At 57.7% G+C, this 16,247-nt stretch carries 15 protein-coding genes; 14 read left to right on the plus strand and 1 reads right to left on the minus strand.

The genetic code is table 11. The annotated features are described in order from the left end of the window. The first annotated feature begins 41 nt into the window (after positions 1 to 41). The 6 genes from ftsY (at position 42) to livJ (ending at position 7,027) form a co-directional block, all read left to right on the plus strand. On the plus strand, positions 42 to 1,502 hold the full coding sequence (ftsY, locus tag ACHH0Z_RS19880) for a signal recognition particle-docking protein FtsY (protein ID WP_039266986.1): 1,461 nt from the start codon (positions 42 to 44) through the stop codon (positions 1,500 to 1,502). A gap of 2 nt (positions 1,503 to 1,504) precedes the next feature. After that, positions 1,505 to 2,176, plus strand: coding sequence for a cell division ATP-binding protein FtsE (gene ftsE / locus ACHH0Z_RS19885; protein ID WP_008500091.1), 672 nt, complete (start codon positions 1,505 to 1,507; stop codon positions 2,174 to 2,176). Further along, a complete protein-coding gene (gene ftsX / locus ACHH0Z_RS19890) occupies positions 2,163 to 3,218 on the plus strand; it encodes a permease-like cell division protein FtsX (protein WP_023326488.1) in 1,056 nt (351 codons plus the stop codon). Before ftsE ends, ftsX begins: the two co-directional genes overlap by 14 nt. Positions 3,219 to 3,469: 251 nt before the next feature. After that, positions 3,470 to 4,327, plus strand: a complete 858-nt coding sequence (gene rpoH, locus ACHH0Z_RS19895) for an RNA polymerase sigma factor RpoH (RefSeq protein WP_008500093.1) — start codon at positions 3,470 to 3,472, stop codon at positions 4,325 to 4,327. Between the two features lie 136 nt (positions 4,328 to 4,463). Beyond that, positions 4,464 to 5,729, plus strand: coding sequence for a 4-aminobutyrate--2-oxoglutarate transaminase (locus tag ACHH0Z_RS19900; RefSeq protein ID WP_023326489.1), 1,266 nt, complete (start codon positions 4,464 to 4,466; stop codon positions 5,727 to 5,729). Between the two features lie 197 nt (positions 5,730 to 5,926). Continuing rightward, entirely contained in the window at positions 5,927 to 7,027 is a 1,101-nt protein-coding gene (gene livJ, locus ACHH0Z_RS19905; RefSeq protein ID WP_021242735.1) for a branched chain amino acid ABC transporter substrate-binding protein LivJ, read from the plus strand. Between the two features lie 177 nt (positions 7,028 to 7,204). Here the strand turns inward: livJ and panM are convergent, their stop codons facing one another. Beyond that, positions 7,205 to 7,588 carry an aspartate 1-decarboxylase autocleavage activator PanM gene (gene panM, locus ACHH0Z_RS19910; protein WP_008500097.1) on the minus strand — a complete coding sequence of 128 codons (384 nt, stop codon included), beginning with the start codon at positions 7,586 to 7,588 and terminating at the stop codon, positions 7,205 to 7,207. 424 nt (positions 7,589 to 8,012) lie between these two features. On the opposite strand from panM, the gene livK reads away from it, so the two are divergent. The 8 genes from livK (at position 8,013) to ugpE (ending at position 16,247) form a co-directional block, all read left to right on the plus strand. Further along, positions 8,013 to 9,122, plus strand: a complete 1,110-nt coding sequence (livK, locus tag ACHH0Z_RS19915; protein WP_008500098.1) for a high-affinity branched-chain amino acid ABC transporter substrate-binding protein LivK — start codon at positions 8,013 to 8,015, stop codon at positions 9,120 to 9,122. Between the two features lie 46 nt (positions 9,123 to 9,168). Further along, positions 9,169 to 10,095, plus strand: coding sequence for a high-affinity branched-chain amino acid ABC transporter permease LivH (livH, locus tag ACHH0Z_RS19920; protein ID WP_008500099.1), 927 nt, complete (start codon positions 9,169 to 9,171; stop codon positions 10,093 to 10,095). Further along, the gene (gene livM / locus ACHH0Z_RS19925; RefSeq protein WP_008500100.1) at positions 10,092 to 11,369 is read left to right on the plus strand and encodes a branched chain amino acid ABC transporter permease LivM; all 1,278 of its coding nucleotides are present in this window, start codon (positions 10,092 to 10,094) and stop codon (positions 11,367 to 11,369) included. Before livH ends, livM begins: the two co-directional genes overlap by 4 nt. Further along, the gene (gene livG, locus ACHH0Z_RS19930; RefSeq protein ID WP_008500101.1) at positions 11,366 to 12,133 is read left to right on the plus strand and encodes a high-affinity branched-chain amino acid ABC transporter ATP-binding protein LivG; all 768 of its coding nucleotides are present in this window, start codon (positions 11,366 to 11,368) and stop codon (positions 12,131 to 12,133) included. Before livM ends, livG begins: the two co-directional genes overlap by 4 nt. 1 nt (position 12,134) lies before the next feature. Next, positions 12,135 to 12,848 carry a high-affinity branched-chain amino acid ABC transporter ATP-binding protein LivF gene (gene livF / locus ACHH0Z_RS19935; RefSeq protein ID WP_008500102.1) on the plus strand — a complete coding sequence of 238 codons (714 nt, stop codon included), beginning with the start codon at positions 12,135 to 12,137 and terminating at the stop codon, positions 12,846 to 12,848. A 246-nt stretch (positions 12,849 to 13,094) separates the two neighbouring features. Further along, positions 13,095 to 14,411, plus strand: coding sequence for a sn-glycerol-3-phosphate ABC transporter substrate-binding protein UgpB (ugpB, locus tag ACHH0Z_RS19940; protein WP_045407242.1), 1,317 nt, complete (start codon positions 13,095 to 13,097; stop codon positions 14,409 to 14,411). Between the two features lie 106 nt (positions 14,412 to 14,517). Then, the gene (ugpA, locus tag ACHH0Z_RS19945) at positions 14,518 to 15,405 is read left to right on the plus strand and encodes a sn-glycerol-3-phosphate ABC transporter permease UgpA (protein ID WP_008503352.1); all 888 of its coding nucleotides are present in this window, start codon (positions 14,518 to 14,520) and stop codon (positions 15,403 to 15,405) included. Beyond that, the gene (gene ugpE / locus ACHH0Z_RS19950; RefSeq protein WP_013099125.1) at positions 15,402 to 16,247 is read left to right on the plus strand and encodes a sn-glycerol-3-phosphate ABC transporter permease UgpE; all 846 of its coding nucleotides are present in this window, start codon (positions 15,402 to 15,404) and stop codon (positions 16,245 to 16,247) included. The genes ugpA and ugpE overlap by 4 nt, the downstream gene beginning before the upstream one ends.

Consider the following 16,247-nt stretch of genomic DNA (forward strand, 5'->3'; position numbering starts at 1 on the left):
TAGCTTCCATGTATATAGCGCCGCGAGGAGTGTAGTCGCAGATGGCAAAACAAAAAAAACGTGGCTTCTTTTCCTGGCTGGGCTTCGGTGAAAAAGAGCAAGAAACAGAACAGAAAACCGAAGAGCAACAAGCCGTTGAAGAGCCATCGCAGCCTGAAACGCCAGTAGAAACCGCCGCGGTTGTCGATGCGGAAGAAACGGCGCACAGCAAAGAAGAGGTTGAAACCTTTGCTGAAGAGGTGGTTGAGGTCACTGAACAGGTTCAGGAGAGCGAGAAGCCAGAACCGGTTGTCGTAGAAGCCGCTATCGAAGCGCCACAGGCTGCTATCGAACACGAAGAGCTTCCGCTGCCGGAAGAGGTCAAAGACGAAGCGGTGTCTGCCGAAGAGTGGCAGGCCGAAGCGGAAACCGTTGAAATCGTTGAGGCGGTGGAAGAAGAAGCGGCGCTCGAGCCGGAGCTGACCGACGAAGAGCTGGAAGCCCAGGCGCTGGCGGCGGAAGCGGCTGAAGAAGCGGTCATCGTTGTGCCCGTAGAAGAGCAGGCCGAAGAAGAGATCGTTCAGGAGCAGGAAAAACCGACCAAAGAGGGTTTCTTCGCGCGCCTGAAGCGCAGCCTGCTTAAAACCAAAGAAAACTTAGGTTCCGGATTTATCAGTCTGTTCCGCGGCAAGAAGATCGACGACGATCTGTTTGAAGAGCTGGAAGAGCAACTGCTGATTGCGGACGTTGGGGTGGAAACCACCCGTAAGATCATCACTAATCTGACCGAAGGGGCGAGCCGCAAGCAATTGCGTGACGCCGAAGCGCTGTACGGCCTGCTGAAAGACGAGATGGGTGAAATTCTCGCAAAAGTTGACGAACCGCTTAATATTGAAGGCAAAACGCCATTTGTTATTCTGATGGTCGGCGTGAACGGCGTGGGTAAAACCACCACCATCGGCAAGCTGGCGCGTCAGTTCGAGCAGCAGGGCAAATCGGTGATGCTGGCGGCGGGCGATACCTTCCGTGCGGCGGCGGTTGAGCAGCTGCAGGTCTGGGGCCAGCGCAACAACATCCCGGTGATTGCTCAGCATACCGGCGCAGATTCCGCATCCGTGATCTTTGACGCCATCCAGGCGGCGAAGGCGCGCAACGTGGACGTGCTGATTGCCGATACCGCAGGGCGTTTGCAGAACAAATCGCATCTGATGGAAGAGCTGAAGAAGATCGTTCGCGTCATGAAGAAGCTGGACGAAGACGCACCGCATGAAATTATGCTGACCATTGACGCCAGCACCGGACAGAACGCCATCAGCCAGGCGAAGCTGTTCCATGAAGCGGTAGGACTGACGGGGATCACGCTGACCAAACTGGACGGCACCGCGAAAGGCGGGGTGATCTTCTCCGTAGCCGACCAGTTCGGCATTCCTATCCGTTACATCGGTGTGGGCGAGCGTATTGAGGATTTACGTCCGTTTAAGGCGGACGACTTTATTGAGGCATTATTTGCCCGAGAGGACTAACAATGATTCGCTTTGAACACGTCAGCAAGGCCTATCTCGGTGGGAGACAAGCGCTGCAGGGGGTGACCTTCCACCTGCAGCCGGGCGAGATGGCATTCCTGACCGGCCATTCCGGCGCGGGGAAAAGTACCCTGCTCAAGCTTATCTGTGGGATCGAGCGGCCAAGCGCCGGAAAAATCTTTTTCAGCGGCCATGAGATCAGCCGTCTGAAAAACCGTGAGGTGCCGTTCCTGCGTCGTCAGATCGGCATGATTTTCCAGGATCACCACCTGCTGATGGATCGCACCGTTTTCGATAACGTGGCCATTCCGCTGATTATTGCCGGCGCCAGCTATGACGATATCCGCCGCCGCGTCTCTGCGGCGCTGGATAAGGTCGGGCTACTGGACAAAGCGAAGAACTTCCCGATCCAGCTCTCCGGCGGTGAACAGCAGCGCGTGGGTATCGCCCGCGCGGTGGTGAACAAGCCTGCTGTGCTGCTGGCGGATGAACCGACCGGTAACCTGGACGATGCCCTGTCAGAAGGGATTTTGCGTCTGTTTGAGGAGTTTAACCGCGTAGGGGTTACCGTATTGATGGCAACGCACGACATCGGGCTGATTTCCCGTCGTTCGTACCGCATGCTGACCCTGAGCGACGGGCATTTGCACGGAGGCCACGGTGAACAAGCGTGATGCAATAAACCAGATTCGGCAGTTCGGGAACCGGTTTGACCGTTTCCGTAAGCCGCAGGGCGGGGGTGACGGCAATCGTAATGCGCCGAAGCGCCAGAAGGCCGCGCCAAAACCGGCCTCCCGCAAAACTAACGTCTTTAACGAGCAGGTGCGCTACGCGTTCCACGGCGCGCTGCAGGACCTGAAAAGCAAACCGCTGGCGACGTTCCTGACGGTGATGGTAATCGCCATCTCCCTGACGCTGCCAAGCGTCTGCTACATGGTTTACAAGAACGTCAACCAGGCAGCGTCGCAGTATTATCCGTCTCCGCAGATCACGGTCTATCTGGATAAAGCGCTCGACGATAACGCGGCGGCGCAGGTGGTTGGGCAAATTCAGGCCGAGCAGGGCGTGGAGAAGGTCAACTATCTCTCACGTGAAGACGCGCTGGGCGAGTTCCGCAACTGGTCAGGCTTTGGCGGTGCGCTGGATATGCTTGAAGAGAACCCGCTGCCCGCCGTGGCGGTGGTGATCCCGAAGCTGGATTTCCAGGGGACCGATTCGCTTAACACCCTGCGCGATCGCATCACGCGCATTAAAGGCATTGATGAAGTGCGCATGGATGACAGCTGGTTTGCGCGTCTCGCTGCTTTGACCGGGCTGGTAGGCCGCGTCGCGGCGATGATTGGCGTGCTGATGGTGGCGGCTGTCTTCCTCGTCATTGGCAACAGCGTACGCCTGAGCATCTTCGCTCGTCGCGATACCATCAACGTGCAGAAACTGATTGGTGCGACGGATGGCTTCATCCTCCGACCGTTCCTTTACGGTGGCGCACTGCTCGGTTTTTCCGGCGCATTTCTTTCATTGATATTGTCAGAAATTTTGGTGATGCGGCTTTCCTCTGCCGTGACTGAAGTGGCGCAGGTTTTCGGAACCAAGTTTGATATCAGCGGCTTAGGGTTCGATGAGTGTCTCTTACTGCTGCTGGTGTGTTCGATGATTGGGTGGGTGGCAGCGTGGCTGGCAACCGTTCAACATTTACGTCACTTTACTCCCGACTAATAAAAGCGTGATATAATCTTTCCCTGCACCGAGATGTTCGCTCTGCAGGGAAAGCGTCCCTGTTGTCTCTTCCCCTGTTATCATCTCCATGTCACATTTTGTGCGTAATTTATTCACTGTTGCACCTGGAACTTGTGGATAAAATCACTGTCTGATAAAAGAGTGAATGCTAATCTCGTTGCTCAAACGCTTTGGCATGGTTGTTGCCTGACGGGGACAGCCTGGACCAGAAGAAACACTGAGAGGAATGAATGACCAAAGAAATGCAAACTTTAGCTTTAGCCCCTGTTGGTAACCTGGAATCTTACATCCGGGCTGCGAACACCTGGCCGATGTTAACGGCCGAGGAAGAAAAGGAGCTTGCTGAAAAGCTGCATTACCAGGGCGATCTGGAAGCAGCGAAAAAGCTGATCCTGTCTCACCTGCGCTTTGTTGTTCACATTGCTCGTAATTATGCGGGCTATGGCCTGCCGCAGGCGGACTTGATTCAGGAAGGTAACATCGGCCTGATGAAGGCTGTGCGTCGCTTTAACCCGGAAGTGGGTGTGCGACTGGTCTCCTTCGCCGTCCACTGGATCAAAGCAGAAATTCATGAATACGTGCTGCGCAACTGGCGTATCGTGAAAGTCGCCACGACAAAAGCGCAACGCAAACTGTTCTTCAACCTGCGTAAAACCAAGCAGCGTCTGGGCTGGTTCAATCAGGACGAAGTGGAAATGGTGGCGCGCGAGCTGGGTGTTTCCAGCAAAGACGTGCGTGAGATGGAATCCCGTATGGCCGCGCAGGACATGACCTTCGATATGTCCTCCGACGACGACGCATCTGACAGCCAGCCGATGGCACCGGTTCTGTATCTGCAGGATAAAACCTCTAACTTTGCCGACGGCATCGAAGAGGACAACTGGGAAGATCAGGCCGCGAACAAGCTGAGCTATGCGATGGAAGGCCTCGACGAACGTAGCCAGGATATTATCCGCGCCCGCTGGCTGGACGAAGACAACAAGTCCACGCTGCAGGAGCTGGCCGACCGCTACGGCGTCTCTGCGGAACGTGTCCGTCAGCTTGAAAAGAACGCCATGAAGAAACTTCGCGCCGCTATCGAAGCGTAATTAACGCGAAGTACACCGAGAACCCCTGGATGAGAGTCTGGGGGTTTTGTTTTTTTAGCGCCCGCTCTGGCGAATTCCCTCCCCCTGGCAAACACTTACTGATGCGCTAAGCAGGCGACTTTCTCAGGGGGACAGGGTGAAAAACAACGAACTGAACGACCGGCGGTTACAGGCGACGCCGCGCGGCATCGGCGTGATGTGTAACTTCTATGCCGATAAAGCCGAAAACGCCACGGTGTGGGACGTGGAAGGCAATGAGTACATCGACTTCGCCGCCGGGATCGCGGTGCTGAATACCGGCCATCGCCATCCTAAAGTCATTTCCGCCATCGAAAAACAACTCCACGCGTTTACCCACACGGCCTACCAGATTGTGCCGTACGAAGGCTACGTGGCGCTTGCCGAGCGCATCAACCAGCGCGTGCCGATTGACGGCCCGGCCAAAACCGCGTTCTTCTCGACGGGGGCTGAGGCGGTCGAAAACGCGGTGAAAATTGCCCGCGCCTTTACCAGACGCCCCGGCCTTATCACCTTCGGCGGCGCGTTCCACGGCCGCACCTTTATGACCATGGCGCTGACCGGCAAAGTTGCGCCGTACAAGCTCGGATTCGGACCCTTCCCCGGCTCGGTGTATCACGCCCAGTATCCGAATGAACTGCACGGCGTCAGCACGGCGGAAGCGTTGAAAAGCCTGGAACGCATCTTTAAAGCGGATATTGCCCCTGACCAGGTCGCGGCGATTATTCTCGAACCGGTTCAGGGAGAGGGCGGTTTCAACATCGCCCCGGCTGATTTTATGCAGGCGCTGCGCGCCCTGTGCGATACCCACGGCATTTTGCTGATTGCCGACGAGGTGCAAAGCGGTTTCGCCCGCACCGGCAAGCTGTTCTCGATGGAACACCACTGCGTGAAGCCCGATCTGATCACTATGGCGAAAAGCCTGGCGGGCGGGATGCCGCTCTCGGCGGTGTCGGGCCGTGCTGAAGTGATGGATGCGCCCGCGCCGGGTGGGCTGGGCGGTACCTACGCGGGTAACCCGCTGGCGATTGCGGCGGCGCACGCCGTGCTGGACGTGATTGATGAGGAAGATCTCTGCACGCGATCGGCGCATCTTGGCCATCACCTGGTGGAAGTGTTGAACAAGGCGAAGGAACACTGCCCGTATATCGCGGATATTCGCGCTCAGGGCTCGATGGTGGCGGTGGAGTTCAACGATCCGCAAACGGGTCAGCCTTCGCCGGAATTTACCCGCCAGGTGCAGGAGCGTGCATTGCAGGAAGGTCTGCTGCTTCTGAGCTGCGGCGTCTACGGCAACGTCATTCGTTTCCTCTATCCTCTGACGATTCCCGAAGTGCAGTTCCGTAAAGCGCTGGACATTATCTCCGCGTCGCTGACACGTTAAAGCCACATGCCCGGCGGAACTCTCTGCCGGGCTTATCATATATTCATTTCAAATTTGCTATTCCAAAATCATAAAAATGGGGTATGTTTTAGCAGAGTATGCTGAAAAAGCGCGAACAGCACACCTATAACTGAAATAAAGCGCTGCACAACAACATCACAACAATCGTAATAACCATAATAATGGGGAATCTCAGGATGAACATGAAGGGTAAAGCGTTACTGGCAGGATGTATCGCGTTGGCATTCAGCACCATGGCGCAGGCAGACATCAAAGTGGCTGTGGTTGGCGCCATGTCCGGTCCGGTAGCGCAGTACGGCGACCAGGAGTTTACTGGCGCAGAACAGGCGGTTGCAGACATTAACGCTAAGGGCGGTATCAAGGGCGAAAAACTGCAGATCGTAAAATATGATGATGCCTGTGATCCGAAACAGGCGGTCGCGGTCGCGAACAAAGTGGTGAACGACGGGATCAAATACGTTATCGGTCACCTGTGCTCTTCCTCTACTCAGCCCGCGTCTGACATCTACGAAGACGAAGGTATCCTGATGATCACCCCGGCGGCGACCGCACCAGAGCTGACCGCACGCGGTTACAAGCTGACCCTGCGCACCACCGGTCTGGACTCTGACCAGGGCCCGACCGCGGCGAAATACATCGTTGAAAAAGTGAAGCCGAAACGCATTGCCATTGTTCATGACAAGCAGCAGTACGGTGAAGGTCTGGCGCGTTCAGTGCAGGACAACCTCAAGAAAGCCAATGCCGACGTGGTGTTCTTCGACGGGATCACCGCCGGTGAGAAAGATTTCTCCACGCTGGTTGCACGTCTGAAGAAAGAGAATATCGACTTTGTTTACTACGGCGGCTACCACCCTGAAATGGGCCAGATCCTGCGCCAGGCGCGCGCGGCCGGTCTGAAAACCCAGTTCATGGGCCCGGAAGGGGTGGCGAACGTTTCTCTGTCTAACATCGCGGGTGAATCCGCCGAAGGCCTGCTGGTGACCAAACCGAAGAACTACGACCAGGTCCCTGCGAACAAACCTATCGTAGATGCCATCAAGGCGAAGAAACAGGATCCAAGCGGCGCGTTCGTCTGGACCACCTACGCGGCGCTGCAGTCGCTGCAGGCGGGCCTGAACCAGTCAGCCGATCCGGCTGAGATTGCCACCTGGCTGAAAGCGAACACCGTCGAAACCGTTATGGGGCCTCTCTCCTGGGACACGAAGGGCGACCTGAAGGGCTTCGAGTTCGGCGTGTTTGACTGGCATGCGAACGGCACGGCGACAGACGCCAAATAATTTTCCCGTCGCCTTTCGCGCCGCAGGTGCGTTGGCTGCGTTATTCAACCCCGGCCACTTACTTATGTAAGCTCCCGGGGATTTCATAACTTGCCGCCTTCCTGCAACACGAAATGCTTGGGAAAATGCGGTAGGAATTGTAGGCCGGGTAAGGCGCAGCCGCCACCCGGCTTTCTTTTAGCGCTTCTCCCACCCGCTCTCCTGCGCCGTAAACCCTAACGCCTGCATAAACGCCGCCATCACGCCGCGGTCTTCCACGCCCACGTCGGCCATCCACCATGAGGTCACGCCCGGGTTTTCGCGGAGCACTTCTTCAATTAAATACTGCCCCACGCCGCGACGGCGGGTCACGTCACGCACGCGCAGCGAGTCCAGCGCCCCTTCCGTGCCGCTCAGCGTTACGCGAACGGCGGCCAGAAGACGCTCGTTAAAGCGCGCGGCATAGATACGGTGATTTTCGTCGACGGCCAGCGACGAAGGGGAATATTCCGGCCAGATCTTGCCCAGGTCGATATGATCCTGGTCGCTAAAGGTCACCAGACGCACGATAGTCAGTTTCATTAGCTGCTTGTCCAAATCAAATTGAGTAGGGGCAGTGTACTCAATTTATTCGCTCAGCGGCTTCCTCTTTTTATCGCCGTTTGCCAGGTGATTAGTTTTTTGGCAGCGCGTTGGGCAGTTTGAAAACACATGGATCGAAAAATAAGCAGAATTTTAACCTGAAAGGCAGTGTTTTATTCGGCGCTTTGTACCGTTATTTTATGCTGCAAACTGCACTTTTATTTGTTTATCTCTGCCTGATTTCAGAATATTATCTTTGCTTAATCGCCTGAAAAATAGAGATTTTAGTCTGGTTTTTGACAAAAACCTGCGCTAAACCATTAAAGGCACTGGTAAAAATAGCGTTGTTCATTAAAAGTACAGAATGCTTTTTAACCATAATAAAACAAAATATAAACACGACATCACGAATGGGGATTCAGAGATGAAAAGGAACGCGAAGACGTTAATCGCGGGGATGGTCGCACTGTCGATCTCGCATGCCGCCATGGCGGAAGACATAAAAGTTGCGGTAGTGGGTGCGATGTCCGGCCCTGTTGCCCAGTGGGGTGACATGGAGTTCAACGGTGCGCGCCAGGCCATCAAAGACATCAACGCTAAGGGCGGCATCAAAGGCGACAAGCTGGTGGGCGTGGAATATGACGACGCCTGCGATCCGAAACAGGCCGTCGCGGTCGCTAACAAAATCGTCAACGATGGCATCCAGTATGTGATCGGCCACCTGTGCTCATCGTCCACCCAGCCCGCGTCTGACATCTACGAAGACGAAGGCATTCTGATGATTACCCCTGGCGCCACTAACCCTGAGCTGACCCAGCGCGGCTACCAGCACATCATGCGCACCGCCGGTCTGGACTCCTCTCAGGGGCCTACCGCCGCCAAATACATCCTTGAAACCGTCAAGCCGCAGCGTATCGCCATTATTCATGACAAGCAGCAGTACGGCGAAGGCCTGGCGCGCTCCGTTCAGGACGGCCTGAAAAAAGGCGGCGCGAACATCGTCTTCTTCGACGGCATTACCGCCGGTGAGAAAGACTTCTCCGCGCTGATCGCCCGTCTGCAAAAAGAGAATATCGACTTTGTTTACTACGGCGGCTACTACCCGGAGATGGGGCAGATGCTGCGTCAGGCGCGGGCCACCGGTCTGAAAACTCAGTTTATGGGGCCAGAGGGTGTGGGCAATGCCTCCCTGTCCAACATCGCCGGGGATTCTGCCGAAGGCATGCTGGTGACGATGCCAAAACGCTATGACCAGGATCCGGCCAACAAGGCTATCGTGGATGCGCTCAAGGCGCAGAAGAAAGATCCGAGTGGTCCGTACGTCTGGATCACCTATGCCGCCGTACAGTCTCTGGCCACCGCGCTGGATCGTACCGGCAGCAAAGAACCGCTGGATCTGGTGAAAGATTTAAAAGCACACGGGGCGAACACCGTGATTGGGCCGCTGAACTGGGATGAGAAAGGCGATCTGAAGGGATTTGAGTTTGGTGTCTTTAAGTGGCACGCCGACGGTTCGTCTTCGGCCGCCAAATAATTATCCCACCGCCCGGCATGACGGGCGGGTATAAAAAGGTTTGCATATGTCCGAGCAGTTTCTCTATTTCCTGCAGCAGATGTTTAACGGCGTCACGCTGGGAAGCACCTACGCGCTGATCGCCATCGGCTATACGATGGTTTACGGCATTATCGGCATGATCAACTTCGCCCACGGCGAGGTCTACATGATCGGTAGCTATGTCTCCTTTATGATTATCGCCGCCCTGATGATGATGGGCATCGACAGCAGCTGGCTGCTGGTCGCCGCCGGGTTTGTCGGCGCGATTGTGATTGCCAGCGCCTACGGCTGGAGCATCGAGCGCGTGGCCTACCGGCCGGTGCGCAGCTCCAAGCGTCTGATTGCACTGATTTCCGCCATCGGGATGTCGATCTTCCTGCAAAACTACGTCAGCCTGACCGAAGGCTCGCGCGACGTGGCGCTGCCAAGCCTGTTTAACGGCCAGTGGATTGTGGGAGCCAGCGAAAACTTCGCGGCCTCTATCACCACCATGCAGCTGGTTATCTGGGTCGTGACCTTTATTGCGATGCTGGCCCTGACGCTGTTCATCCGCTACTCGCGGATGGGACGCGCCTGCCGCGCGTGCGCAGAAGACCTGAAGATGGCGAGCCTGCTCGGCATCAACACCGACCGCGTGATTGCCCTGACCTTCGTGATTGGCGCCGCGATGGCTGCCGTCGCAGGCGTGCTGCTCGGCCAGTTCTACGGCGTGATCAACCCGTACATCGGCTTTATGGCCGGGATGAAAGCTTTTACCGCGGCGGTGCTGGGCGGTATCGGCAGTATTCCGGGCGCGATGATTGGCGGCCTGATCCTGGGCGTGGCGGAAGCGCTCTCTTCGGCGTATCTGAGCACGGAATATAAAGACGTGGTGTCGTTTGCCCTGCTGATTCTGGTTCTGCTGGTCATGCCTACCGGTATTCTGGGCCGTCCGGAGGTAGAGAAAGTATGAAACCGATGCATTTTGCAATGGCGCTGCTCTCTGCCGCCATGTTCTTCGTGCTGGCGGGCGTCTTTATGGGCGTCCAGCTTGAGCTGAATGGCACCAAACTGGTGGTGGATACCGCGCCCGACATCCGCTGGCAGTGGGTGTTTATCGGTACCGCCGTGGTGTTCCTGTTCCAGCTGCTGCGTCCGCTGTTCCAGAAGTCGCTGAAAAACGTCTCCGGGCCGAAATTCGTCCTGCCGGCCATCGACGGGTCTACCGTTAAGCAGAAGCTGTTCCTCGTGGCGCTGCTGGTGGCTGCCGTGGCGTGGCCGTTCGTGGTGTCTCGTGGAACCGTGGATATCGCTACCCTGACCATGATCTACGTGATCCTCGGTCTCGGTCTGAACGTGGTGGTGGGGCTCTCAGGCCTGCTGGTGCTGGGCTACGGCGGCTTCTACGCCATCGGCGCCTACACCTTCGCGCTGCTGAACCACTATTACGGGCTCGGCTTCTGGACCTGCCTGCCGCTGGCAGGGCTGGTCTCTGCCGCCGCAGGCTTCCTGCTCGGTTTCCCGGTGCTGCGCCTGCGCGGTGACTACCTGGCGATTGTGACCTTAGGCTTCGGTGAAATCGTCCGTATCCTGCTGCTGAACAACACCGAAGTGACCGGCGGCCCGAACGGCATCAGCCAGATCCCGAAACCAACCTTCTTTGGCCTGGAGTTCAGCCGTACCGCCCGCGAAGGCGGCTGGGACACCTTCAGTAACTTCTTTGGCGTGAAGTATGACCCGTCCGACCGCGTCATCTGGCTCTATCTGGTGGCGCTGCTGCTGGTGGTCATCACCCTGTTCGTGATTAACCGCCTGCTGCGCATGCCGCTGGGCCGCGCGTGGGAAGCGCTGCGCGAAGATGAGATCGCCTGCCGCTCCCTGGGCCTGAACCCGACCCGCATCAAGCTGACCGCGTTCACCATCAGCGCCGCGTTTGCCGGTTTCGCCGGGACGCTGTTTGCCGCGCGTCAGGGCTTCGTCAGCCCGGAATCCTTCACCTTTGCCGAATCCGCTTTTGTGCTGGCGATTGTGGTACTCGGCGGGATGGGCTCGCAGTTCGCCGTTATCCTGGCGGCCATCCTGCTGGTGGTCTCGCGCGAGCTGATGCGCGACTTTAACGAATACAGCATGTTAATGCTGGGTGGTTTGATGGTGCTGATGATGATCTGGCGTCCGCAGGGCTTGCTGCCGATGACCCGTCCACAGCTGAAGCTGAAGAACGGGCAAGCGAAAGGAGAACAGGCATGAGTCAGCCATTATTATCCGTTAACGGTCTGATGATGCGTTTTGGCGGCCTGCTGGCGGTCAACAACGTGAATCTGGATCTGCACAAGAAAGAGATTGTCTCCCTGATTGGCCCGAACGGCGCGGGGAAAACCACGGTCTTTAACTGCCTGACCGGCTTCTACAAGCCGACGGGCGGCACCATCATGCTGCGCGATCAGCATCTTGAAGGGCTGCCGGGCCAGCAGATTGCCCGCATGGGCGTGGTGCGTACCTTCCAGCACGTGCGTCTGTTCCGCGAGATGACGGTGATTGAGAACCTGCTGGTGGCGCAGCATCAGCAGCTGAAAACCGGGCTGTTCTCCGGCCTGCTGAAAACCCCGGCCTTCCGCCGCGCCCAGGATGAAGCGCTCGATCGCGCCGCCACCTGGCTCGACCGAATTGGCCTGCTGCAGCACGCCAACCGTCAGGCGAGCAACCTGGCCTACGGCGATCAGCGTCGCCTGGAGATTGTGCGCTGCATGGTGACCCAGCCGGAGATCCTGATGCTCGACGAACCGGCGGCGGGCCTCAACCCGAAAGAGACCAAAGAGCTGGACGAGCTGATTGCCGAACTGCGCGATCACCACGACACCACCATTCTGCTGATTGAGCACGACATGAAGCTGGTGATGGGCATTTCCGACCGTATCTACGTGGTTAACCAGGGCACGCCGCTGGCAAATGGCACGCCGGAAGAGATCCGCAACAACCCGGACGTGATCCGCGCATACCTGGGTGAGGCATAAGATGGAAAAAGCGATGTTAACGTTCGACAAGGTCAATGCGCACTACGGCAAGATCCAGGCGCTGCACGACGTCAGCCTGCATATCAACCAGGGTGAAATCGTCACCCTGATTGGCGCCAACGGCGCGGGTAAGACCACGCTGCTCGGCACCCTGTGCGGTGACCCGCGCGCCACCAGCGGGCGGATTGTGTTTGACGGCAAAGACATTACCGACTGGCAGACCGCCAGAATCATGCGCGAGGCGGTGGCGATTGTTCCGGAAGGGCGTCGCGTGTTCTCGCGTATGACGGTGGAAGAGAACCTGGCGATGGGCGGCTTCTTCGCCCACCGCGATGAATACCAGACCCGCATCAAGTGGGTGTACGAACTCTTCCCGCGCCTGTGGGAGCGCCGCATCCAGCGTGCGGGCACCATGTCCGGCGGTGAACAGCAGATGCTGGCGATCGGCCGCGCGCTGATGAGTCAGCCGCGCCTGCTGCTGCTGGATGAGCCGTCGCTCGGCCTGGCGCCGATCATCATCCAGCAGATCTTCGACACCATTGAGCAGCTGCGTAAAGAGGGGATGACCATCTTCCTCGTTGAGCAGAACGCCAACCAGGCGCTGAAGCTGGCTGACCGTGGCTACGTGCTGGAGAACGGCCGCGTGGTGCTTGAGGATACCGGAGACGCACTGCTGGCGAACGAAGCGGTGCGGAGCGCTTACCTGGGCGGCTGAGCCGTCTGTATCGCCCGGTGGCGCTGCGCTTACCGGGCCTACAGGGATCGACCAGGCCGGGTAAGGCGTAGCCGCCACCCGGCTTTTTAACCACTACACCCCTTCACACAACCATCATCCCCCTGACCCTTTGCTGTCACTTATCTGTAAACAAACAGTTATTTTTCTGTCATTCGAGCATGTCATGTTACCTCGCGAGCATAAAACGCGTGATATCGCGCATCCGGCACAATAAGAGAGATGACAATGACATCGTTACGACACACAGCTTTGGGTCTGGCACTGGGTCTGGCTTTTGCGACGAACGCAACGGCTGTGACGACCATTCCGTTCTGGCATTCCATGGAAGGGGAGTTGGGTAAAGAAGTTGACTCCCTGGCGCAGCGTTTCAACGACACCCACCCGGATTACAAAATTGTGCCGGTGTACAAAGGTAACTACGAGCAGAGCCTGAGCGCGGGCATCGCCGCCTTCCGTACCGGCAACGCGCCTGCACTGTTACAGGTTTATGAAGTGGGCACCGCCACCATGATGGCCTCCAAAGCCATCAAGCCGGTCTATGAAGTGTTCAAAGAAGCGGGTATTAACTTCGATGAATCCCAGTTCGTGCCAACCGTAGCGGGTTACTACACCGATTCCAAAACCGGACATCTGCTGTCTCAGCCGTTTAACAGCTCCACGCCGGTGCTGTACTACAACAAAGACGCCTTCAAGAAAGCCGGTTTAGACCCGGAGCAGCCGCCAAAAACCTGGCAGGACCTGGCCGAATACACCGCGAAGCTGAAAGCGGCGGGGATGAAGTGCGGCTACGCCAGCGGCTGGCAGGGCTGGATCCAGATCGAAAACTTCAGCGCCTGGCACGGCCTGCCGGTGGCGACCAAAAACAACGGCTTCGACGGCACCGACGCGGTACTGGAGTTCAACAAGCCGGAGCAGGTGAAGCACATCGCGCTGCTGGAAGCACTGAACAAGAAGGGCGACTTCAGCTACTTCGGGCGTAAAGACGAATCCACCGAGAAGTTCTACAACGGCGACTGCGCCATTACCACCGCCTCGTCCGGCTCGCTGGCGGATATCCGCCACTACGCCAAATTCAACTACGGCGTGGGCATGATGCCGTATGACGCTGACGTGAAGGGCGCGCCGCAGAACGCCATCATCGGCGGGGCGAGCCTGTGGGTGATGCAGGGTAAAGACAAGGGCACCTATAAAGGCGTGGCCGAGTTCCTCGACTTCCTGGCGAAGCCGGAAAACGCTGCCGAATGGCACCAGAAGACCGGCTACCTGCCGATCACCAAAGCCGCGTATGACCTGACCCGCGAGCAGGGCTTCTACAGCAAGAACCCGGGCGCGGATATCGCGACGCGTCAGATGCTGAACAAGCCGCCGTTGCCGTTCACCAAAGGCCTGCGCCTGGGCAACATGCCGCAGATCCGCACCATCGTGGATGAAGAGCTGGAAAGCGTCTGGACCGGGAAGAAAACGCCACAGCAGGCGCTGGATTCCGCGGTAGAGCGCGGGAATCAGCTGCTGCGCCGCTTTGAGCAGTCGACGAAATCGTAATCCGTGATTCGCCCGGTGACGCGTAGCGATCCGGGCCTACGATGTGCCCCATGTAGGCCGGGTAAGGCGTAGCCGCCACCCGGCACTGTTCAGGAACCCAATCTCAATGTCATCATCCCGTCCGGTGTTCCGTTCCCGCTGGCTGCCGTACCTGCTGGTCGCGCCTCAGCTGGTCATCACCGTTATCTTCTTTATCTGGCCTGCGGGCGAAGCGCTGTGGTACTCGGTACAAAGCGTCGATCCGTTTGGGCTCTCCAGCCAGTTTGTCGGGCTGGACAACTTTACCGCGCTGTTCCATGACAGCTACTACCTGGACGCCTTCTGGACGACGATCAGGTTCAGCGCGCTGGTCACCGTCAGCGGCCTTGTTGCCTCGCTGTTTTTCGCCGCGCTGGTGGACTATGTGGTGCGCGGCAGCCGCCTGTATCAGACCCTGATGCTGCTGCCGTACGCCGTGGCACCCGCCGTCGCCGCCGTCCTGTGGATTTTCCTGTTTAACCCCGGTCGCGGGTTGATTACCCATTTCCTGGCAGAGTTCGGCTACGACTGGAACCACGCCCAGAACAGCGGTCAGGCCATGTTCCTGGTGGTGTTCGCCTCGGTGTGGAAGCAGATCAGCTACAACTTCCTGTTCTTCTTTGCCGCGCTGCAGTCCATCCCGCGTTCGCTGGTGGAGGCCGCCGCCATTGACGGCGCAGGGCCGATTCGTCGCTTCTTCAGGCTGTCGCTGCCGCTGATTGCCCCGGTGAGCTTCTTCCTGCTGGTGGTTAACCTCGTGTACGCCTTCTTCGACACCTTCCCGGTGATCGATGCGGCCACCGCAGGCGGTCCGGTGCAGGCGACCACCACGCTTATCTATAAGATCTACCGCGAAGGCTTCGCCGGGCTGGATCTCTCGGCCTCCGCCGCGCAGTCGGTGGTGCTGATGTTCCTCGTCATCATCCTCACGGTGGTGCAGTTCCGCTATGTTGAAAGTAAGGTGCGCTACCAATGATTGAGAACCGTCGCGGGCTGACGATTTTCAGCCATACCATGCTGATTCTGGGGATTATCGTCATCCTCTTCCCGCTGTACGTGGCCTTTGTCGCCGCCACGCTGGACACCAAAGCGGTGTTCGATACGCCGATGACGCTGATCCCAGGCACACATCTGTTCGAGAACATGAAGACCATCTGGACCCAGGGCGTGGGCGCCAACAGCGCGCCGTTCTGGCTGATGATGCTCAACAGCTTCATCATGGCGTTTGGCATCACCGTCGGCAAAATTACGGTGTCGATGCTCTCGGCCTTCGCCATCGTCTGGTTCCGCTTTCCGCTGCGCAACCTCTTCTTCTGGATGATCTTCATTACCCTGATGCTGCCGGTGGAGGTGCGTATCTTCCCGACGGTGGAAGTGATCGCCAACCTGAAGATGCTCGACAGCTACGCGGGCCTAACCCTGCCGCTGATGGCCTCGGCGACCGCCACCTTCCTGTTCCGCCAGTTCTTTATGACCCTGCCGGACGAGCTGATTGAAGCCGCGCGCATCGACGGCGCGTCGCCGATGCGCTTCTTCCGCGACATCGTGCTGCCGCTGTCGAAAACCAACCTTGCGGCGCTGTTTGTGATCACCTTTATCTACGGCTGGAACCAGTACCTGTGGCCGCTGCTGATTATTCAGGACGTCAATCTCGGCACCGCCGTGGCGGGCATCAAAGGCATGATTGCCACCGGCGAAGGCACCACCCTCTGGAACCAGGTGATGGCGGCGATGCTGCTCACCCTAATCCCACCCGTAGTCATTGTTTTAGCCATGCAGCGCGCGTTTGTCCGCGGCCTGGTCGATAGCGAGAAATAA

The organism is Enterobacter cloacae complex sp. 2024EL-00227 (assembly GCF_043945315.1).
GTDB classification, from domain to species: Bacteria; Pseudomonadota; Gammaproteobacteria; order Enterobacterales; family Enterobacteriaceae; genus Enterobacter; species Enterobacter roggenkampii.